Source organism: Bacillus sp. FSL M8-0077, from assembly GCF_038050255.1.
Classification (GTDB): domain Bacteria; phylum Bacillota; class Bacilli; order Bacillales; family Bacillaceae; genus Bacillus; species Bacillus altitudinis.
Window position 1 is genome coordinate 3151216 of record NZ_JBBPAF010000001.1, and the last position, 20910, is coordinate 3172125.

Annotated in this window: 18 protein-coding genes; 4 read left to right on the plus strand and 14 right to left on the minus strand. The window is 41.8% G+C overall.

The annotated features are described in order from the left end of the window. Position 1: 1 nt before the first annotated feature. The 3 genes from liaG to NST57_RS16480 form a co-directional block, all read right to left on the minus strand. Positions 2-880, minus strand: a complete 879-nt coding sequence (liaG, locus tag NST57_RS16470) for a LiaG family protein (RefSeq protein WP_445818797.1) — start codon at positions 878-880, stop codon at positions 2-4. Positions 881-982: 102 nt separating this feature from the next. Continuing rightward, the gene (gene liaH / locus NST57_RS16475) at positions 983-1648 is read right to left on the minus strand and encodes a stress responsive protein LiaH (RefSeq protein WP_341298891.1); all 666 of its coding nucleotides are present in this window, start codon (positions 1646-1648) and stop codon (positions 983-985) included. Positions 1649-1663: 15 nt separating this feature from the next. Continuing rightward, complete coding sequence (locus NST57_RS16480) at positions 1664-2059, minus strand: hypothetical protein (protein ID WP_341298892.1); 396 nt, start codon at positions 2057-2059, stop codon at positions 1664-1666. Between the two features lie 277 nt (positions 2060-2336). Between NST57_RS16480 and NST57_RS16485 the strand changes: the two genes are divergently transcribed. The 4 genes from NST57_RS16485 (at position 2337) to NST57_RS16500 (ending at position 6890) form a co-directional block, all read left to right on the plus strand. Further along, positions 2337-3131, plus strand: a complete 795-nt coding sequence (locus NST57_RS16485) for a helix-turn-helix domain-containing protein (RefSeq protein ID WP_142155962.1) — start codon at positions 2337-2339, stop codon at positions 3129-3131. A gap of 274 nt (positions 3132-3405) precedes the next feature. Continuing rightward, entirely contained in the window at positions 3406-4710 is a 1305-nt protein-coding gene (locus NST57_RS16490) for an NtaA/DmoA family FMN-dependent monooxygenase (RefSeq protein ID WP_142155963.1), read from the plus strand. A 41-nt stretch (positions 4711-4751) separates the two neighbouring features. Next, positions 4752-5738: an ABC transporter substrate-binding protein gene (locus tag NST57_RS16495; RefSeq protein WP_341298893.1), complete on the plus strand. Its 987-nt coding sequence runs from the start codon at positions 4752-4754 to the stop codon at positions 5736-5738. Between the two features lie 102 nt (positions 5739-5840). Next, positions 5841-6890, plus strand: a complete 1050-nt coding sequence (locus NST57_RS16500; protein ID WP_142155964.1) for an FAD-dependent oxidoreductase — start codon at positions 5841-5843, stop codon at positions 6888-6890. Positions 6891-7189: 299 nt separating this feature from the next. Here NST57_RS16500 and NST57_RS16505 read toward each other — a convergent pair whose 3' ends face one another. The 11 genes from NST57_RS16505 to NST57_RS16555 form a co-directional block, all read right to left on the minus strand. After that, on the minus strand, positions 7190-7759 hold the full coding sequence (locus tag NST57_RS16505; protein ID WP_142155965.1) for a cob(I)yrinic acid a,c-diamide adenosyltransferase: 570 nt from the start codon (positions 7757-7759) through the stop codon (positions 7190-7192). A 134-nt stretch (positions 7760-7893) separates the two neighbouring features. Next, complete coding sequence (locus NST57_RS16510; RefSeq protein ID WP_341298894.1) at positions 7894-9180, minus strand: heme ABC transporter ATP-binding protein; 1287 nt, start codon at positions 9178-9180, stop codon at positions 7894-7896. Then, a complete protein-coding gene (locus tag NST57_RS16515; RefSeq protein ID WP_142155967.1) occupies positions 9177-10235 on the minus strand; it encodes an iron chelate uptake ABC transporter family permease subunit in 1059 nt (352 codons plus the stop codon). The genes NST57_RS16510 and NST57_RS16515 overlap by 4 nt, the downstream gene beginning before the upstream one ends. Continuing rightward, the gene (locus tag NST57_RS16520) at positions 10201-11151 is read right to left on the minus strand and encodes an ABC transporter substrate-binding protein (protein WP_341298895.1); all 951 of its coding nucleotides are present in this window, start codon (positions 11149-11151) and stop codon (positions 10201-10203) included. The genes NST57_RS16515 and NST57_RS16520 overlap by 35 nt, the downstream gene beginning before the upstream one ends. A gap of 171 nt (positions 11152-11322) precedes the next feature. Beyond that, positions 11323-12714 (minus strand): glycoside hydrolase family 28 protein, encoded by a 1392-nt coding sequence (locus tag NST57_RS16525; RefSeq protein ID WP_341298896.1) that lies wholly within the window; start codon positions 12712-12714, stop codon positions 11323-11325. Positions 12715-12734: 20 nt separating this feature from the next. Beyond that, positions 12735-14228 carry a UxaA family hydrolase gene (locus NST57_RS16530; RefSeq protein WP_341298897.1) on the minus strand — a complete coding sequence of 498 codons (1494 nt, stop codon included), beginning with the start codon at positions 14226-14228 and terminating at the stop codon, positions 12735-12737. Further along, positions 14225-15676: a tagaturonate reductase gene (locus NST57_RS16535; RefSeq protein ID WP_341298898.1), complete on the minus strand. Its 1452-nt coding sequence runs from the start codon at positions 15674-15676 to the stop codon at positions 14225-14227. Before NST57_RS16535 ends, NST57_RS16530 begins: the two co-directional genes overlap by 4 nt. A gap of 58 nt (positions 15677-15734) precedes the next feature. Further along, positions 15735-16745 (minus strand): LacI family DNA-binding transcriptional regulator, encoded by a 1011-nt coding sequence (locus NST57_RS16540; RefSeq protein ID WP_341298899.1) that lies wholly within the window; start codon positions 16743-16745, stop codon positions 15735-15737. A gap of 67 nt (positions 16746-16812) precedes the next feature. After that, positions 16813-18249: a glucuronate isomerase gene (uxaC, locus tag NST57_RS16545; RefSeq protein ID WP_142155973.1), complete on the minus strand. Its 1437-nt coding sequence runs from the start codon at positions 18247-18249 to the stop codon at positions 16813-16815. 136 nt (positions 18250-18385) lie between these two features. Beyond that, entirely contained in the window at positions 18386-20140 is a 1755-nt protein-coding gene (locus tag NST57_RS16550) for an ATP-binding protein (RefSeq protein ID WP_142155974.1), read from the minus strand. 3 nt (positions 20141-20143) lie between these two features. Then, positions 20144-20866: a response regulator gene (locus NST57_RS16555; RefSeq protein WP_142155975.1), complete on the minus strand. Its 723-nt coding sequence runs from the start codon at positions 20864-20866 to the stop codon at positions 20144-20146. Positions 20867-20910: the final 44 nt, after the last annotated feature.

Consider the following 20910-nt stretch of genomic DNA (forward strand, 5'->3'; position numbering starts at 1 on the left):
TTTACCGCAATTTTAAGTTTCCGCTTGTCATCTCAATATCGACTAAGTGTGTCCCTTTCCCATGCGTGCCTGTAAAACCTCGGCCTTCACTATCCGCTTGGTCAAAATCATACGAATGATCAATACGTCCACTCGTTTTTTTCACTTGGACTTTGAAATCTCCCTCATCTGGCAAGTTAAATTTCGCACTGCCTGATGTCATGTGAAAGTCGACTGGCGCCTCAATTGTATCAAAGCTTGCTGTCATCCTGCCGCTTGTCATGCCTAATTGCAGCTTTCCTTTTACATCTTGAATATCAGCACGACCAGAAGTGGCACCAATATCACTTTCCTTCGCATCAATATGAGACACTGAAAGTCTGCCAGAAGTCGCTTTGATTTCCACACGATTTGCTGAGAAATTCTCAGCTGTGAGGTTTCCGCTCGTTGATTTGAGCGTCACATCTTGAAGTGACAGCTTTCCTTCGCCATTTACTTCGCTCACACCGACTCCACCTGTTATTTTCACATTTTTATGATAATCTGTTGGAATTTTGACTAAGAGCTCTCCTTTTTCAAATGCAGAGAAAAACAAAAATCCTTTATTTTCAGCACGGACTTTGAATGTTCCGCCTGTTTGTTCCGCATACATTTTCCCTTTTCCATTCACAACCATCACAGAAATATCCGAACGATCTTCCGGCTTCACCTTGATGCGAAATCCAGAAAGAGAGATATCTAATTGTTCAACCTCATCCTTTTTCGCTGAAGCTGTTGTGACCGCTTTATCACGAGAAAAGCTCAAATGAAAAAGATCTCCATTTTTGAAAAGCATCCCAATCATCAAAAAAACACCAACAATTATACAAATTAGACCAATGAACCGTTTCATCATTATCATCCCTTTATCCTTTGACCTTTTTATTATAAGGAAAAGCGAAACAGAAAGAAATCAAATAACGGAAGAAAAATCCTGTTTTTCTTCCGATTTGACACATTTCCATTAGTTTGCCGTCTGTTTCTCAGGCTGCTTTGATCGTTTAAGCTTTTGCCATTCCTTTTCAACCTCATCGGCGTAATCAAGATGAGCATAAGCACCCTGATCGGCAAATTGTGCATAGCTGCCCGCCTTTGTCTCCATTTCCTCTATACGGTTCTCCATGCGTAGAAATTCTTTATAAGCACTTTCACTATCAACCTTATTCATAGATTCATTCATATGCTGCTTTGCCTGTGCGGCATTGGCTCTTGCAATCAGCGCTTGCTTCTTGTCTTTAACATCACGCAGCTTTGTTTCTAGATGCTGCAACTGTTCTTTCAGCTCTTTCAGCTGTTTAACAGACTGCTGATAGGCTTCATGATATTCGTTGTGCTTTTCTTCAAAATACTTCATTTCAGTCAGTGCTTTCCGTGCAAGTTCTTCTTCTCCTGCATCAAACGCCAGCTCCGCCTGTTTCTTTCGCTTATCAGCAAATTCTTCTGTTTCTTCTGCTTTTCTCAAGAAACCTTGCTGAATGGTTTGCTGTTTGATGATCGCATGCTTCGCTTTAGCAATATCGTCTTCCATATCACGAACATATTGATTCAGCATGACACGCGGATTCTCCAATTTATCTAAACCTTCATTGACTGTTGCAACAAACATATCACGTACTCTTCTTAATACCATTTCATATTCCTCCCTTTATTTTTTCTTTAAAAAGTCTTCCCATTCTTGATCAAATGTCGTGTGCATAGATTCTTCCATGTTCGGTGCCGTGTTTGGCTTCATATAGGATGATCTGCCTGATGATTCCTTTGCAGATTCACCATTGATCATCTTCCAGCCAAAGTAGAGAAGTACTCCAGCAAATGCGATTCCGAGTAAAAATGGCAGCGACTGCACGACGAACAATACACCGATAACAGAGAGAATGACCCCTGTTGTTTTACTGCCTTTATCATATTTTTTGACACCTACATAAATGAGCCACGCCCCAATCAAAATCGGGATCAGCCCGCCCAATGAACCACCAAAGAAGATGGATAAACCGATAAACATCAGGATTGAACCAATGATGGTTTTACTTGTGATTTTCATCATCATGCCTCCTTTCTTGCTCCTTGCTTTAACTATAGTCAAAAAAGGAAGCCGGCAAAACGTGTCGCAGATTGATCTTTGATTGCGACCAGAGTCGTAACATGGCTCAGACTGACTGGTTGAATCAAACAAAAAACACTCTTCGAAAAGAAGAACATCACCATGAAGACAAAGCCGCTCACTTATTTACCATTTCTAGCTCTTGTGAGTGCTAAACGTATGGTAAAATCACAAAATAAGTAGTATATAGATTAAATCAATAGGCAGGTGTCGTACATTGATCAATAGAGATCAACTAGCTGATCTATTTGCTAGTCATTCTTTTCACATACAAGAAATCTATCGTTTAGTCATCCAGCCCCATAGTACATTAAGTGAATTTAAGACAGAAAGTGCTGGCTTTCTTTTCAGCATTCGCGGAGAAGCTAGACTGAATATCAATGGAAAAAGCTACGATTTGCAGCCAGGATCTGTCATGCATGTAACCCCAGGATGCCAGCTTGCCTTGCAGGTAATCAGTCAATCAGAATACGAATACCATTCACTTTTTTATCATTTGAATTGTGATAAGAGATCTGACTGTGACAATGCTTTCAAGCTGGAAACGGGAGCAAATCCGAGAATCATAGAAATACTCACCATGCTCCATCAAAATATCCATACACCTGGTGGGATGGGAAAACTTCGAGTCAAAGAATTATTTTTGCGTCTCCTATATCAAATTCTAATGGGCTGTAAGCAGAAAGATAGCTCTCCTAATGAAAGGGTCATCTATGAAGCTGTCGCTTATATTAGAGGACAATATATGAATCCATTAACACTTCAGGATCTCGCTGAATTGTGCGATATGAATCCCAAAAGCTTCTCATACTTTTTTCACAAATATACCGGACTTCACCCAATTGACTATGTGATCCAGTATCGTATGGAAAGAGCGCGTGAAATACTGAAGACAGGCAATATTCCGATAAGTGATGTTGCTATGACTGTCGGTTACCCTAATCCGCTCTATTTTAGCAGAGTATTTAAAAAGAAATTCGGAGTGCCACCTAGCGCATATACCTTTAAATAAATCTGTCGTATTTCTTCTCAAAACGATGGATGTCAGCCTCATTCCTTAGAGGGCTTTTACAGCTCTCTATGAAACAACCAGCCTAACTGCCTCAGAAATTGAAGTCGATCAAGAGCATCTCTCTTCTGTCAGCCTGATTAGATAATAATGCATGTGATATTCGTTATTTGTGTATTCGCATTTCACGAGGTCCTTGCTATACTATCAAGTGATAATGATTATCAATATCAATTATTGTTGAGTGATATTCAGCAACGACAGGGAGGCAGATGATGTGAACAAAAAAAGGCAGCTTTGTATCGGATTGTCCTTGTCAGCGACCTGGCTGAAGGGAAAAGGCTGGCAGCATCCAAACAGCATGGTAGAACACTTATTCTCAACCAACTTCTACGTCGAGCTTGCAAAGAGAGCAGAGATGGCCAAGCTTGACTTTCTTTTTAAGCCGGATGCGTTGGTCCTCCACATAGAGTCATTGGATCACTCCCCTGGCTTTGGAGGTCTTGATCCAACGGTTCTACTTGCTTCGCTTGCACAGGAGACGAATCAAATTGGACTTGTTTCAACCGCTTCGACTACGTTCAATCCTCCATATGTAGTCGCAAGACAAATTCAATCCTTGCACTCGATCAGCAATGGACGTGCCGGCTGGAATATTGTCACTTCGATCGACGGAGCCGATAATTTTAGCCATTCACCCATGCCATCATCAGAGGAACGATATAAGAAGGCGATGGAATTTACGGATGTTGTACGCAAGCTTTGGGAGAGCTATCCAAACGAGGCGCTACTCATCAATCGAACGACAGGACAATTTGCTGACAAGAAGAGAATTTCTTCTATTCAACATGAGGGGCATTTCTTTCATATTAAGGGTCCGCTCAATGTGCCGGCCCATCCGTCAGGAACCATTCCTTTGTTTCAGGCAGGCGCTTCGGAAAAGGGGCGTGATTTCGCCGCTTCAACTGCAGATGCGATGTTTGCATCCACCCCTGATATGACCTCAGCTATTCAATTACGGAAAGACTTGAGGAGAAGAGCATGCAAGCATGGCCGCCAGCCGGATGACATCCGTGTGCTGCCTGGCTTGTACTTTTTTTTAGGAAAAACACGTGATGAGGCGCATGAAATGTATAGAGAGGCGCATTCCCATCTAAGCACTGCACAAGGTTATGCAGCCATTCAATCGATTCTAGGTCTCGATATTCGCCATCTCCCTTTAGATCAACCCGTTCCTGCCAATATGCTGCAAGGATTGGATGAGCAGGTACGCAGTCAGACCCATGCTGATTTGCTGCGCAGGTTGATTGTACAAACGCAGCCTACCGTAAGAGAACTACTCTCTAGGCCTGAGGTCATTGGATCGGCACACTGGTTAATCGTGGGAACAGCTGAGGATGCACAGAAAGAAATAACCAGATGGTTTGAAACAGGTGCTTTAGACGGATTCATTGCACTTCCGGGCTCAGTACAATCACTAGAATTATTTTTTGACGAATTGGTCCCTTTACTTGTCCAACATGGCTTGTTTAGGAGTGAATATACAGGATCCACCTTGCGTGAACATATGGGGATGAAGTAAAGCACGACCACAATAGACAGTTTGAGAGGAGTTTTGAAAAGATGAATAAAAAATTAATGATCATCGGCTTCATTTCCTTATTGATGCTGATCATGGCGGCTTGCGGTGGCGGAGACAAACCTAAGCAATCAACTACGGCCTCCGGAAGCAAAAATACCGGAATTGAAGATTCAGGAGACGCTGCTACAAAAACAATAGAGTATCTTGGGAAAACGTATACCATCCCGAAAAAAACCGAAAAAATCGTCATTACTGGGGCGATGGAAGCGATGGAAGATGCACTTGTACTTGATGTTCATCCAACAGGGGCAATATCAGTAGGAGGAAAGTTTCCGAAACTATTTGCTTCGATCACAGGCGAGTCTGAATCAATTGGTGAAAAACAGCAGCCAAATTTTGAGAAAATATTAAAATTGAAACCTGACGTTATTTTAGGTTCCTCTAAATTTCAACAAGCCGTACTAAACAAGTTAGAGAAAATTGCTCCGACCATTCCAATATCCCATATCGCGACAAATTGGGAGGCTAATTTAGAGCTAATGGCCGATTTAACAGGGAAACAGACGAAAGCAGACAAAATCCTCACTCAATACAAAACAGATGTCAAAGACGCAAAAGCCTCGTTAAAGGAGAAGCTCAAGAATAAAAAAGTAGCCATCATTCGAATTCGGGGAGCACAAGCCTTCGTATATCCAGAAGATGTGTATTTCAATCCTGTCTTGTATAACGAATTGGGCCTTGCCGTTCCTCAACCGATTAAGTTGGCAAAGACGCAAGAAGCAATCTCTGTCGAGCAACTAGGGGAAATGAATCCAGATTATCTATTTGTACAATTTTCTACAGATGAAAATCAAGAGGCACAACAGGCATTTGATGATATGAAAAAAAATCCTGTTATTCAAAACATGACCGCCTTTAAAAAGGATCAGGTTTATATCAATGTAGTGAATCCACTTCTTGAAGGAGGACCTGCTTATAGCCGCATCCATTTTTTAGAAGTCTTGCAGCAGCAATTAGAAAATAAATGAGACTGCATCATAGGAATTCAAAGCATTTGGCTAGGGCATGGATCAGGTATGAAATCATGACTGTGTCATTTTTAAAGCAAAAGAAGCGAGGCGACGTGTGCGATGAAAGACATGGAAGTATATGATGTAACAATTATTGGCGGTGGACCTGCTGGATTGTTTTCCGCCTTTTATAGTGGATTGCGTGAAATGAAAACGAAGTTGATTGAATTCCAGCCAGTCCTCGGGGGAAAGGTTCATGTTTATCCAGAAAAAATGATCTGGGATATAGGAGGATTAACGCCTGTTCCAGGCTCACAGCTAATTGAACAGATTGTTACTCAAGGACTGACCTTTGAACCTAAGGTCGTACTCGGAGAAAAGGTTACCTCTATTTCTCAAGATGAAACAGGTCACTTTGTTCTCCACACTGCCTCCAATCAAAAACATTACTCCAAAACCGTCATTTTAGCTGTTGGAGGAGGGATCCTCAAGCCGATTAAATTAGATATTGAGGGTGCAGAACGATTCGAGGTTCAAAATTTGCATTATACGGTCAAATCCCTTGAACGTTTTAAAGATAAAACCGTGTTGATCTCAGGAGGTGGTAATTCAGCCATTGATTGGGCAAATGAGCTGGAGCCAATTGCCAAACAAGTGTATTTAACCTATCGGAAAGATGCCTTGAAAGGACATGAAGCTGAAATATCGCGCCTGAAAAACAGCTCTGTCCAATGTCTGCTTCATACCTCGATTGAAAAGCTCATTGCAGCAGACGATCATGAGCGGATTGAAACGGTTGTCCTCAGAGATCATCAGGACGAGGCCTTATTTGAGCTAGCAACAGATGAAGTCATTATTAATCATGGATACGAGCGAGACAAAGAATTACTTGCGAATAGTTCCATTAAGCTAGAACAGAAGGATTATTGGATTGCAGGAACTTCACTGAGTGAGACGTCAGTTCAGGGCATTTATGCAGCAGGCGATATTTTGCATCATGAAGGAAAATTGCATTTGATTGCTGGGGCTTTTCAGGATGCCGCAAATGCGGTAAACCAAGCCAAACAATACGTAATGCCCGATGCAGGTGCTCATGGGATGGTATCTTCGCACAATGACATATTTATTCAAAAAAATAAAGAGCTGATGAAGCATTTGTATACGAAATAAAGTGTTCATTGAACAAACGTGACTTGGAATTCCTTCTCTGCTAACAGAAGGAGGACGTTTAGCACTCTTCCATTTGAAGAGTGCTCAGATTGTTGACAAAGGGCTAAAATGAACTTTATTTTAGCCCTTTGTCTTCTTTTTTTCAGCGTGATAGAAAACCTTTGCAGTCTAAGTCTAGGAAGGAAGAGTACTGGCGCGGAGCGAATTTGACATTCGTGAGCACCAGCACGCAGGACTGCGGGCGAATGCGAGGGTTTGTCTACACGCTGAGCCCTCTTCCATTTGAAGAGGGTTTTTCCTCATTTAGACCGAAACACATGCGCACTTCGTTCATATTCAACATCTGCTTCACCGAGCCGTTGATTCACAATACGGGCGGCAGCAAATAAATAGTCGGATAGACGGTTCACATATATGAGCGTAACTGCTGGAATCTCCTCCTGCTTCGCAAGTGTCACAATATGCCGCTCGGCTCTCCTGACAACTGTTCGAGCCACATGTAAGAGGGCAGCGCCTTCCTGACCGCCAGGTAAAATAAATTTAGTCAGCGGTGCGGCTTCTTCTACATACACATCCATTCGCTTTTCAAGGACTGTCACAGATTCCTCTGTTAACTTGCCTTCTTTCGGTGGTTTCACCGCAGCCAAATCACCGCCGCAGTCAAACAGTTCATGCTGAATGACCATCAGCTCAGACAGAATATCTTGAAACAATTCGCCATGCTGCCTCAAGTTCGCCTGAGCAAGTCCAATCAAACTATTCGCCTCATCTAATGTACCGTACGCTTCTACTCTTGCGTCATCTTTATCAGCCCGCCCGCCAATCAAGCCTGTTTGACCTTGATCTCCGGTTTTTGTATAAAGTTTCATTGAGGTTCCCCCTTATCCATTGCTTGTTCCTTTTAGTATACCCTGAAGTGAATAGGATGTATTTATTTTACTAAAACCACTGTAATCTAAATGTAAATCATGAATCCCTAAACAAAAAAAGTGAACCAGCCGGTTCACTTTTTCATTGCATTCAATGTATGAAGAAGATGCTTCACTTTCAGTCTGACTCTTTCATGTAAATGTGCAGTATGCTCCTTTTCTTCTGCATTGGCAGCAGCGATACAAATATGATGTACCTGGATACTTGTCTCTTGTTTAATGAAGTGCATCAGCTCGCCCATTAGCTGGACAGACGCACCATCTGATATCGTTCCTTTCAGCACAAGCCAAACAGACAGCTCTCCTTCTTGATGCATCCCATAAAGAAGGACATCTTCATCATCATCTTCAGCGGCGTATTGCTTTGGCCCATCAGATTGACCAAGAAATAAATTCCCTTCCCCATCATCCAGCATGTCATGGAGTGCTTCAGTTCCCGTGCCAAGGGACCGTGTCCAAAAGAACCCCCCGCTTTTCTCATGTGATGAAAGGATGCGCAATGGCTGATGAGTAGAAAATGTCATTCCGTTTGCGCCATATGTTTTCCACCCATCCGCTAAGTTCAACCTTGAATGTTCAGAGATGGACGCAGGTTCAATCACCAGCTGAGGGTTTGCCCGCAGTGGATGTTGGAGAGGTGTTACATCTGTTTCATACACCCGGTTCACCCGTTCGGTGGTCAACACATGATGCGGCTCTCCCAGCATGTCCGTCTTTCCTTCATTCAGCAAAAGCAGACGGTCACAATACAAACTGGCAATGTTCACATCATGAAACACACCGATCACCGTTAAGTTAGAGGAAGCGGTCTCTTGTTTAATCAAATCGAGTAACTCTTTTTGATAGGCTAAATCAAGAAAACTGGTTGGTTCATCCAGCAATAAATAGTCAGGGCACTGAGCCAGTGCTTGAGCTAAGTAAACCCGCTGCTGTTCTCCACCGCTTAACTCATGGATGGATTGATCCTTAAATTGAGCAATATCTGTTTGGTCCATCACCTTGCTGACAATCTCGATATCTTCTTTCGTAACAGATTGCAGCCACCCTTTCTGATAAGGATAACGCCCAAACTGAACCGTTTCTTCCACAGTAAATGAAAAGGCCTGATCGGTCTTCTGTGGAAGAACCGCCAATTTTTGCGCAAGTGCCTTTGGCCGGTAGGATTGAACTGGATGGCCGCTTAGTGTTACTTGGCCGCTCTCAGGTGCTAAAATCCCTGCGATCATTTTAAGTAGCGTCGTCTTACCGCTCCCATTCGGACCAAGGATGCCGAGGAATTCCCCTTGCTCCATTTCAAAACTCACGCCGTGAATGACCTCTTTTTCACCATATCCTCCTCTAACTTCCTTCACTTGAATCATAGATGCGTCCCTCCTCTATATCTGCGGATGAGGATGATGCCAAAGACAGGTGCACCAATTAACGCCGTAATGATGCCAATTGGCAATTCAGTCGGTTCAATGATCGTACGGGAGAGCACATCTGCTAAAACGAGAAAGGAAGCACCATTCAGCATCGACAAAGGCAGCAAATGACGATGATCCGTAATGGATAAAAGACGGATAAAATGCGGAATCACCAGTCCTACAAATCCGATCGTTCCTGACACAGCCACCGCACTTCCAGTCAGAATCGAACCAGCAAGCAGCACCACATATTTGCTCCGTTTCACATGAACCCCTAACAGTTTTGCCTTTTCTTCGCCATATGTCATCACATTTAAATCTCTTCCCATCAGGATGAGTGCAAATGTACCAATGAGGAAAAAAGGAAGGAAAAGAGCAATATATCGCCAACCTCTCATAGACACACTGCCTAGAAGCCAATGAATAATCTCTTTTAAATCATCACCTGTTAACGCAATCATTAATGAAATGAGCGCTCCTAAAAAAGAGCTGAAGATGACCCCCGTCAAAATTAAAGAAGAAATGCTCATTCCTCTGTGAACCAGACGGGCAAAAAAGAGGACGAGACATAGTGTGACAAGCGCTGTTGTCATACTCAAAAAAGGCAGTGTAAAACTGCCAAGCAAAGGAAACTGCAAACTGAAAAACAATGTGGCTACAGCCCCCACAGAGGCCCCTTGAGATACTCCAAGTGTATAAGGATCAGCGAGGGGATTTTTTAATAAACCTTGAAAGGCTGCACCAGATAACGCCAGAGCTGCTCCGACTAACGCCGCTAATATCACTCTCGGCAGCCGGATATTCATCATAATATTGCGGTCAATTGCATCAATGGTTCCGGCCTCGATTCCAAATACTTCATGAACAAAGATCCGGAGTATAGAAGGAATGGGAATCTCTAAGCTGCCAAATGAGATTCCCATTCCAATACTCACCACAAGAAGTAAAACACTTGCTGTGTATGCGATGATGATTTTATTTGAACGTGTCAGGATAGATGCTTTTCGCAAGAGCCTCCACTCCTTCAACCAATCGCGGTCCCGGTCGTGATGCCAGATCCGTATTCAATTGAAAGACTTGTTTTTCTTTGACTGCTTTGATCGCCTTCCAGCCGTCTCTTTTTTTCAAATCATCTAAGCTTGCGCCATCAATCGTAACGATGGCATCAGGATTTCGTTTAATAATTGATTCTTCCGTCATTTGCACCCAGCCTGTTTGGTCGCCAGCGGCATTTTTTGCATGAATGACAGACAGCATTTCGTCCATAAACGTTTGTTTACCTGTTGTATAAATTTCAGGCGCACCTGATACTTCGACAAAAACTGTTTTTTGTTTGTCTTTGGAGATGGATTTTGCTTGTTTTTTGATGTCATTCAGTTTTGATTTCATCTCGTCTACAAGCTTCGTTGATGCTTCTTTTACGCCGGCTGCTTCACCAATCATATGGATAGACTTATACACATCTTTGAAGGAAGCCGCATCATTGACAGTCAGCACTTGAATACCTGCATCTTCAAGCTGTTTAAATCCGTCTTTTGAGCTCATTTGTGATGCATGTGCTAAGACAAGATCAGGCTTTAAGGAAATAACCTTCTCTACATTGAAATCAAGACCGCCAATCTTCTCTACCTTTTCTACTTCCTTTGGATAGTTGTCAAAGTCTGATCTACCAACAATTTTATCTCCAAGGCCAAGGGCATAGGCAACCTCTGTATTACTTGGAATTAACGAAACAATTCGTTTAGGCTGTTCTTTGATTTCAACTGTTTTACCAGCTGCATCTTTTATTGATACAGGAAATGCCGCAGCCGCTGTCTCTTTAGGCTTTGAACTGTTTGTTTTTTGGTCCGTTTCCGCACCTGCACACCCTGCTAAAACACCGATCACTAGTAACAATGATAGCCAAATACCAGTTAACTTCTTCATCAATAAACCCCCTGCTTTATGTACTGCTTGACGTCATCTCTTTCGTCAATTCTTTTCTAATTTCGGGAATATTATACTACAGTGCAGATAGGTTGTATATGTGATTCCGAATACGTCTTATCTGTCCTTATAAAAGAAAAACAGCCTTTGACGTGGCTGTTTTCACTTCCGCTATTGGTTCATATGTTCACCGTTAATGACAACTTTCTGAAATGAAGGAGATACTGCATGTTCTAATGAAAGAGGGTACGTGACATCGTCAATGACACAGTCTTTCATTTTAAAGTGTGTGACTGGGGAATGTGAGTATGCGGCGATCTTGACACCATATCGCCCTCCGCTGCTTTTTAACCCCTCTACTTCAATATGACGGACTACAGGCCTATGCGGACCGGCATCCCCTTCCTCATACATCATGTCGATACAGACCACCTCATGCTTTAAGCTTTTCACTAGATTGTTTTTAAAATAAATGTGTTCAATGGTACCGCCTCTGACAGAGTTGGTCTTAATGCGCAATGCCCTGTCTAGGTTTGGACTGTCCATGACATTATCCTCTGCATATACATGCTTGACGCCTCCAGAAATTTCACTCCCGATCGTTACTCCGCCATGACCATCACGCATCGTATTTCTACGAATGACGATGTTTTCAGATGGAACACCGATTCTCCGGCCGTCCTCATTTCTGCCCGATTTAATGGCAATACAATCATCGCCATTATCAAAATAGCAATCTTCAATGAGTACATGCCGGCACGACTCTGGATTCACACCATCTGTATTTGGGCCATGACCGATGATATTCACCCCGCGGACGATGACGTTTTCACTTAACACCGGATGAATTTGCCACATCGGCGAATCCTTTACGGTTACTCCTTCAATGAGAATGTTTTGGCAATTGTATGGCTGGATAAAGCTTGATCTTAAATAATGTCCTTCGCCAAACACCCTTTCTTCCACTGGTATTCTTTTTTCAGCCATTTCAAAAAGAAGCTGACGATCCCGGTCCTGAGAGGGCTGACCATTTGTTCCATACTTCCAAGGCCACCAGTGGTGTTCATCCCCTCTCCCGTCCAGCGTGCCTGCTCCTGTAATCGCAATATTTTCTGCATGATGGGCATAAATAAGTGGTGAATAATTATAAAGCTCAATTCCTTCATATCTTGTTAGGACAAGCGGAAGATAATGACGTGTATCTTGGCTGAAGGTCACATAGGCATTTTCATGAAGATGAAGCTCTACATTGCTTTTCATTTCAAGAGCGCCTGTCAAAAATGTCCCTTCAGGAATCAGCACACGCCCTCCTTTCAAACGATGTGCATCATCGATGGCAGACTGAATAGCATTTGTCGAAAGCTCTATCCCTTTGTTATCCGCACCATAATGAATCACATTGAATTCACGATCTGGGAACTTTGGCGCTTTTATCTGCTTTAACACATGATCTATGCCATTTGTTTCTTTGTCTTTTTTCCCTTGCTTTGCTAAACGTGCGAGTCCAATTCCTGTTAGTACTGTTCCTGCTGTCACATACATCAAATTTCGTTTTTTAGACATTTCATCATCCCCCAGACGCCTTAAAGTGTCACACCTGTTTTAAAAATAGCCAACTCTCTAAAATTGTTTTTTTCATGATTTAACAGCTTTCCACTCGCCACATCAATCACCGTGGCAATGAATTTCTCTAGCACCACATCTTCTGGTACATCCTCAAGCAATTCCCCCGCATTAAAGTCAATCCAATGTTTTTTTGTTTCGTATAACGCGGTATTGGTCGATACCTTCATCGTTGGAACAAATGTGCCAAACGGTGTGCCTCTGCCTGTTGTAAAGAGGACGAGCTGACAGCCAGACGCTGCGAGAGCAGATGAAGCAACCAAATCATTCCCAGGCGCACTTAATAAATTCAATCCTTTTCGTTTTAGCAGCTCCCCGTATGTTAAAACATCCTTTATAACGGAAGTACCCGCTTTTTGTGTACAGCCGAGAGATTTATCTTCTAATGTCGAAATTCCTCCTGCTTTATTTCCCGGGGAAGGATTTTCATATACTGGCTGTCGATGATCCATAAAGTATTGTTTAAAATCATTGATCATCTGCACAATATTGTCGAATGTCGCTTTTGATTCCGCTCTCTCCATTAAGATCGTTTCAGCTCCAAACATTTCCGGCACTTCTGTTAATACGGTGGTTCCGCCTTGAGCCACAATGAAATCGGACAGTCTGCCTAAAAGTGGATTTGCGGTAATGCCTGAAAACCCATCTGATCCTCCGCATTTCAAGCCAATTTTCAACTCAGATAACGGAATGTCTTCACGCTGATCTTCTTTCGCTGCGTCATAAATTTCCTTGAGCAAAGCGACACCCGTCTCAATCTCATCCCCTACTTCTTGGCTTCTTAAAAATTTCACCCTCGCCTGGTCATACTCCCCTAATGTTGCCTGAAAATCCTCAATGTCATTGTTTTCACAGCCAAGACCTAGAACGAGAACCCCTCCAGCATTTGGGTGCTTTACGGCATTTTGAAGAATGGTTTTTGTGTTTTCATGATCATCCCCAAGCTGTGAGCACCCATAATTGTGCTTTAATACGAGAGCCGTTTCAAAAGGATGGATGTCTCCACCCATTTCAGCGGTAAATATTTGAATGATTTGATCGGCAATGCCATTGACACACCCAACTGTTGGGACAATCCAAAGCTCATTTCGTATACCACTTGCACCATTTTTTCGTTTATACCCTTTGAATGTCAGATTCGTTTTTTCATAGGGGTTTTCTGTTAAAGAAGGTCGGTATTCGTAATCGAGCTTACCTGATAGATTCGTTTTGATATTGTGCGTATGCACCCATTCTCCAGTCGAAATCGCAGTGGATGCATGACCAATGGGGTAGCCATATTTGATGATATTCTCTTTTTCTTTGATCTCAGCCAATGCAAATTTATGACCTTTAGCAACGGTTTCTTTTAAAATGATTGTATGACCTTGGTGCTGAAGCTCTTCGCCTTGCTCAAGCACTTTTAAAGCGATACCAACATTATCTGAAGGATGAATCACAACAAAGTCCCTCATGCCTTCTCCCCCTGACTTTCATATTGAAGAATTTGGTGAACAGCAGCTCTCATGCCATTTTCATGTATGAAGGTGAGCTGCTCGGCTACTGCATCCTTCAGCCCTGCGATCCTCGTCAAATCCATCCCCCATAAAACTTCGTTTGAAAGAAGTTGATCGACCATTAATTCATAGGAATGGTCCACTTCCTCCCATGCTTCCTTCATGAATGTCATCACAGACTCATCATCCTTTATCTGATCTGCATGGACTTGATAAAAATAAATCAAACTGCTCAGTGAGAACATAAGCTTCGTAGGCAACTGTTTTTTTAGCTCTATATAATCTAGAAGAGACGGGAGAATACGCGCCCGAAATTTAGATACACCATTTAAGGCAATATCGAGTAATTGATGTTTGACAAAAGGGTTGCAGAATCGATCCCACACGGATTGTGTATAAAGAAGAAGCTCTTCTTCAGGAAGTGGCAAACCTGGCAGCACTTCCTCCTCAAGCATGCGGCGAATGAACACACCAACATGCTCATCATCCACCGCTTTTTTGACAGTATCCAAGCCACATGAATATGCAATCGGCACCATCGCTGTATGCGCACCGTTTAAAATGCGAACCTTGCTCATACGATAGGGAGCGATATCTTCCACAAAAAGTACGTTTAACCCTGCTTCTTGAAAAGGAAGCTCTTTTTGAACAAACGCAGGTGCTTCAATGACAAACAGGTGATAATATTCTGCTGTGACAAGCAATTCATCAATATACCCCTCTTCTTTTTGAACAGTCTCCGCTGCTTCCTGAGAAAATCCTGGGACAATTCGATCAACTAACGTATTACAGAACGTGTTGGCTTCCTTGACCCAAGCTACAAAATCAGGCGGAAGATTCCACTCAGCTGCCATTGTGATCACATATTCTCTTAATCGATCACCGTTTTGTTCAATCAATTCACAAGGTAAAATGATCAAGCCCTTTTTCTCATCTCCAGAAAAAGCTTTAAAGCGGTGATACAAGAAGGCTGTCAGCTTTCCTGGAAAACTTGCTTGCGGCCGATCTTCTAATCGGTCCTCTTTTCTTAACACAAGTCCTGCCTCTGTTGTATTAGAAAAGACAAAGCGCACATCAGGACTTTCCGCTACATGTAAAAAGGCTTCATAATCTGTATATGTGCTGATTCCCTTGCTGATGGATTGAATGACGATCCGTTCGTTCATTTCTTTTTGGTCATGAAACCCTTGAATACATAAAGTGTATAAACCGTCTTGTTCATTTAGAGCGGTCACTGATCCTTTTCGAGGAGGAACAACCACTGCTCTTCCTTTAAAATCTGTACAGTCGTTTAGCTTCTGGATCTGCCAATTCATAAATCCTCGCATAAAGTTCCCTTCGCCAATTTGTAGAATGGTTTCAGGATATTCAGCCACTGGGTACACATCTTTGGATAATCGTCTCAAACGCTTTTCCTCCCCGCATTTTTTGCACACGTGAACATTTTTATTTAAAAGATGCTGATTACTGCACCTTTTTTACTGAATCTCTAATCATCAGCTCTGTGTGGACATACACTTTTTCCAGATGATCGTCTTCTTGCTTTTCACCGTTGATGACTGAAAGGATAGCTTCTGCTCCAAGCGCACACATTTTTTCAATCGGCTTTTTGACTGTTGTAAGGGCAGGCGTTGTATAAGATGAAAATGAAATATCATCAAAACCGATAATAGAGAGATCATCAGGACACCTTTTACCTTTTGCAAACAATGCATTCATCGCACCAATCGCCATGTCATCGTTTGAGCAAAAAAGGGCAGTTGGCGGATCATCAAGAGTGAGTAAGGCTCCCATTGATTCATAGCCGCTCTTCATATGATAGTCGCCTGTGATCATGTATTCTTTCTTCATGGGTACATGATGGTCAATGAGTGCTTGCAGAAAACCAGCTTTTCTTTCCTGTGTGGATTTAAATCCTTCTTTCCCTTCAATAATGGCAATTTGTTTATGCCCCTGCTGAATGAAATAGTGTGCAGCTTGGTATGCCCCTTCACCATCATCCGCTAATATATTCATCACTTGATTACTTTCTACACGGCGATTCAGTACAATAATGGGAATGCCCTGTTTTTTCACATGATGGATAAACGCTTCATCATGCTCGCTTTGGCTCATGAGCAATATACCATCATACCGCTGTTTATGAATGGTTGTGTAATCGTGAAAATCGTCAATTCCTCTTACAACCAAATGATAGTTTTCTGTTATCACACTGTTGACACCTTTTAATGCATCAACAAAGAAACTTGAGGATGTGCCTTCTGTTAAACTCGTAAAAAACAGACCAATTGTAAATGATTTTTGGGAGACAAGGCCTCTGGCATGGACATTCGGTGAGTAATTCAGCTGTTTTGCAATCGACAAGATGTTTTGTTTTGTTTTCTCTTTAATAAAAGGACTGTTATTCAAAGCCCTTGAAACTGTAGTATGAGAAACGTTTGCCAATTTTGCTATATCTTTGATTGTGACTGTCATGCTATTCCGCCTTTTATGATTTTTTATCATCTTATCATAAAAACGCTTTCATATTCTTGCTTTTTGTTCATATCATCTTGCTTTTATGCGGAAGCTCATTTGCCCGTTCAAATTGAAAATACTGCTTGGCATTTTCATAGCTGATTCCTTTCACCATGCCCCCTAGCAATTTGAGATCATTAGGCGCTTCTCCTTTTTCCACCCAATCTCCAATCATGTCACATAACAGTCTGCGGAAATATTCATGTCTTGTGTACGACAGGAAGCTCCGAGAATCTGTCAGCATCCCAATAAATCGGCTGATCAGTCCGATACTGGAGAGTGCCATCATCTGCTCTGTCATTCCCTGCTTTGTATCATTAAACCACCAGGCAGTTCCATGCTGCATTTTCCCAGGAGTCTTTCCATCTTGAAAACTTCCAGCTATCGTTGAAATCACCACATTGTCCCTTGGATTCAAGGAATAGAGGATGGTTTTTGGCAATGCATGTGCTTGTTCTAACCGATCTAATATGCGGCAAAGAGGTTTTGCAATGTCTTCATCATTCATTGCATCATATCCGGTATCTGGTCCAAGCCGCTCAAACATTTTCGAGTTATTGTTTCTGAGCGCATTGATATGAAGCTGCATCGCCCATCCCCGCTGACCATATGCCTGACCTAGTTCAATGAATGTGTGCGTTTTAAATTGAACCTTCTCCTTTTCCGTCAATGGATGTCCAGACATTCTTTTATGAAAAATGATCGCAGCTTCTTCTTCCGTCGTGTCTTCGTACGTCATTTCATTGATGGCATGATCTGAGATCAAACAGCCCTGTTCATGAAAGAAATCGATACGCATATGAAGTGCTTTTATGAAGTCTTGATAGGATTCGATCGGGATAGATGAAACCTCCGCCAACTGATCAACATATTCGATAAACAAGTCATTCGTGATATCTAATGCCTTATCTGGCCGAAACCCTGGCAGCACTTGCACAGAAAATCCTTCTTCCCGCAGTTGTTGGTGATAAATCAGCGAATCAACCGGATCGTCTGTCGTCACAACCGTTTCAACATTTGATTTCACAATGAAATCTCTCGCACCAAATCCGTCTCCTTGCAGCTTGTCATTTACTTTTTTCCAGATGATATCTGCGCTATCTTCATTCAAAAGTTCTTCTACATCAAAATATCGTCTTAGCTCTAGATGGGTCCAGTGATAGAGGGGATTTCCAATCGTCATCGGAACGGTTTTCGCCCATGCTAAAAATTTCTCATAATCTGAGGCATCTCCTGTGATATGTGTTTCAGGTATCCCATTTGCTCTCATAGCGCGCCATTTGTAATGATCTCCGTAAAGCCATGCTTCGGTTATATTTTGGAACGTTTTATTTTCATAGATTTCTTTTGGACTTAAATGACAATGGTAATCAATAATCGGAAGGTTCTTTGCAAACTCATGGTATAGTTTTTCCGCCGTTTGATTGTTTAATAAAAACTGCTCATCTAAAAAGGCTTTCATCAAACTCCCCCATCTCTTATAATGATGAAAATGATTTTGTTCACGTTAACAATTTTATTGTAATCGTTTACAAAATCGATTTCAATCCTAAAACAAGAAAAAACGATCTCCTTTAGAAAAGAAAATCGTTTTTTGGCTATTTTACAGATGGTGTTTTCTTTAGGATAATCGCAATAGTTGTTCCTTGACCTAATTCACTTTCTACTTGAATATCGCCATCGTGCAGTAAGACAAGCTCTTTTGCAATCGCCAGTCCTAGTCCTGTTCCATTTGTTGGATCATTCGTATTTGTCCCTCTATAGTAACGATTAAATAAATGATCCACCGTTTCTTGCGCCATTCCGCGTCCGTTATCTTGCATTTCGATCCGAACTTCATCATTTGTTTCAGATAGAACAGCTTGAATAAGAGTACCTTTCTGGTTATGCTTCACTGCGTTTGCCAGCAGGTTCTCAATGACTCGTCTAAACCAGGCTTTATCGATCTCAAACATGACACCCTCTGTTTGGTCTTCAAAGGATGACATATAATCTTCAGAAAGCGTGCTTCTTGAAAACTCGTCCATAATGGAGGCTAAAAATTCACCAAGCTCGACAGGTTTTCGATTAATAGGCAATGCACCATTTTTCAATCGATACGTGAGGTTTAAATCCTCAATCAAGGTCGACATGTATTCTGATTTCTCACGAATGACTTGTCCCATTTCCATGACTTCTTCCTTGGACCATTGGTATTGATCTGATTCTAGCATTAATCCATAGCCGTAAATCGTGCTAAGAGGCGTTTTTAGATCATGAGACAGCCCTGCGATCCATTCTTCCCTTGTGGTTTGAATTTTTCTTCGGTTTGCTTCATTCTCTTTTAACGTATTGGTGAGCTGATCCATTGTTTTGAGGATATCCTCAAACAGCCGGTACTCCCGCTTAATACGGCCCTTTTTATTTTTACTTACTGGAATACCTTTTCTATTTGTTGGCTCCTGCAATTTATTTCTTGATAAGAAAATCAGCCAGCGGATAATGTGATAGATCGGTAGCCCATAGCGATACGAGTACCATAATGTCATAACGATAATAATCGTAAGCGCAAGACCTGCAATCAAAAGCGTTGTATATTGGTTTAAAGCCTCTGTCTCTTTATCATAAAGCTCGTCTGGGCTGTATACTTTGTTTGGCACCGAAACAATCATATACAGATCCTTATTCACTTTGATATAAGACAGGTCGCTTCTAAACTCCCAAGGCTTCGATTGATACTTGAGCAGTTCAACATCCGTTACGTTATCTTTCAAATTACTTTTGGCCCGGATACCTTTTAAGTATTTTCCTTCTTCATTAAACAGATGCACCGATCCATTCATTCTTTTCAAAAATTCTTTTGTTTCAACCGAATATAGAGACAATGCAGCCAGATTTTTCTCATGCTGCTTGAGATAATTGGCTACCTTTGTGCTGTTCGTTTTAAATCCATATAAGACGATAAAGCTTTCTTGATCAATCTCAATTGGCCAGAAGTACATCTTGTAATCTTTAAATTGTCTTTTTTCAAAGATTTTGATCATTTCATCCTTTTGATAGGATGTTGGAATGTTTTTAGGGAGTTGATAGCTATAGACGTTGTGTTTTTTAGAATCAATCACTTGCAGCCAGCCATCACGTTTTTTCACTGCTTGTTTGAGCTGATCATCGGCTTCCATTTTTCCATCCTCGTTAAAATAAAGCCAGCTCATGAGTATATCTCCATCAGCCTTCGTTAAACCAGTTTCAGTCATATTTTCATAGCGTTTTTGAAAATAAAGATTTTCAGAGAATGTTTGCCCGATCGTCAGAATGACGATGACAATAAACATTTGTCCGACAAAGTGAAAGAAAAGTTTTGCTCGTAAATTCATAAACTATTGAAAAACCTTCACTGGTTGCGGAATGAACTTATAGCCCATACCACGGATCGTCACAATGTATTCAGGCTGACTTGGATCTAACTCTATTTTTTCTCTCAGCTTTCGGATATGAACCATGACGGTGTTGTTGTCACCATATGACGGAACACCCCATACTTTCTCATAGATTTGATCTTTTGAAAGTACCACATTCGGATGATCACAAAAATACTTCAGCAAGGACAAAAGCTGAGCTGAGCAAGCCGTCACCTCTCCCCTTACTTTCAACTCGGCTGCATGAGGATGGTACGAGAAATGAGCATATTCATATTGACTGTGAGCTTCTTCCTGCTCCTCCTGTAAGGAGATATATGTTCGGTTTAAGTGCGCCTTAATTCTAGCTACTAGCTCTAACGGATTAAATGGCTTTGTGATGTAATCGTCTGCACCTTGTGCAAATCCAGTCAATTTGTCTACATCAGACGTTCTTGCTGTTAAATAGAAAATCGGTGCCTTCGTCATTTTCCTGATGTCAGGCAGAACATCAAAGCCAGACTTACCGGGCATCATCACATCTAGAAGTAAGAGGTGGATGTCCTCGTTTTTGACAATATCTAATGCTTCATCTGCATGATAGGCTTTATAAATATGTTGGAACCCTTCTTTTTTTAATACGCGTTCAACCATTTTTACAATTGCTTCTTCGTCATCTGCAATCAATATTTTTGCTGTTTCCACGCATCTCTTTCCTTTCTAGCTATGATCTCTAACCGTATATTACC

Coding starts and splice junctions, on each gene's coding strand:
- liaG (WP_445818797.1), bottom strand. CDS start 880: ATGATAATGATGAAACGGTTCATTGGTCTAATTTGTATAATTGTTGGT.
- liaH (WP_341298891.1), bottom strand. CDS start 1,648: ATGGTATTAAGAAGAGTACGTGATATGTTTGTTGCAACAGTCAATGAA.
- NST57_RS16480 (WP_341298892.1), bottom strand. CDS start 2,059: ATGAAAATCACAAGTAAAACCATCATTGGTTCAATCCTGATGTTTATC.
- NST57_RS16495 (WP_341298893.1), top strand. CDS start 4,752: ATGAATAAAAAATTAATGATCATCGGCTTCATTTCCTTATTGATGCTG.
- NST57_RS16500 (WP_142155964.1), top strand. CDS start 5,841: ATGAAAGACATGGAAGTATATGATGTAACAATTATTGGCGGTGGACCT.
- NST57_RS16505 (WP_142155965.1), bottom strand. CDS start 7,759: ATGAAACTTTATACAAAAACCGGAGATCAAGGTCAAACAGGCTTGATT.
- NST57_RS16510 (WP_341298894.1), bottom strand. CDS start 9,180: ATGATTCAAGTGAAGGAAGTTAGAGGAGGATATGGTGAAAAAGAGGTC.
- NST57_RS16520 (WP_341298895.1), bottom strand. CDS start 11,151: ATGAAGAAGTTAACTGGTATTTGGCTATCATTGTTACTAGTGATCGGT.
- NST57_RS16525 (WP_341298896.1), bottom strand. CDS start 12,714: ATGTCTAAAAAACGAAATTTGATGTATGTGACAGCAGGAACAGTACTA.
- NST57_RS16530 (WP_341298897.1), bottom strand. CDS start 14,228: ATGAGGGACTTTGTTGTGATTCATCCTTCAGATAATGTTGGTATCGCT.
- NST57_RS16540 (WP_341298899.1), bottom strand. CDS start 16,745: ATGACAGTCACAATCAAAGATATAGCAAAATTGGCAAACGTTTCTCAT.
- uxaC (WP_142155973.1), bottom strand. CDS start 18,249: ATGAAAGCCTTTTTAGATGAGCAGTTTTTATTAAACAATCAAACGGCG.
- NST57_RS16550 (WP_142155974.1), bottom strand. CDS start 20,140: ATGAATTTACGAGCAAAACTTTTCTTTCACTTTGTCGGACAAATGTTT.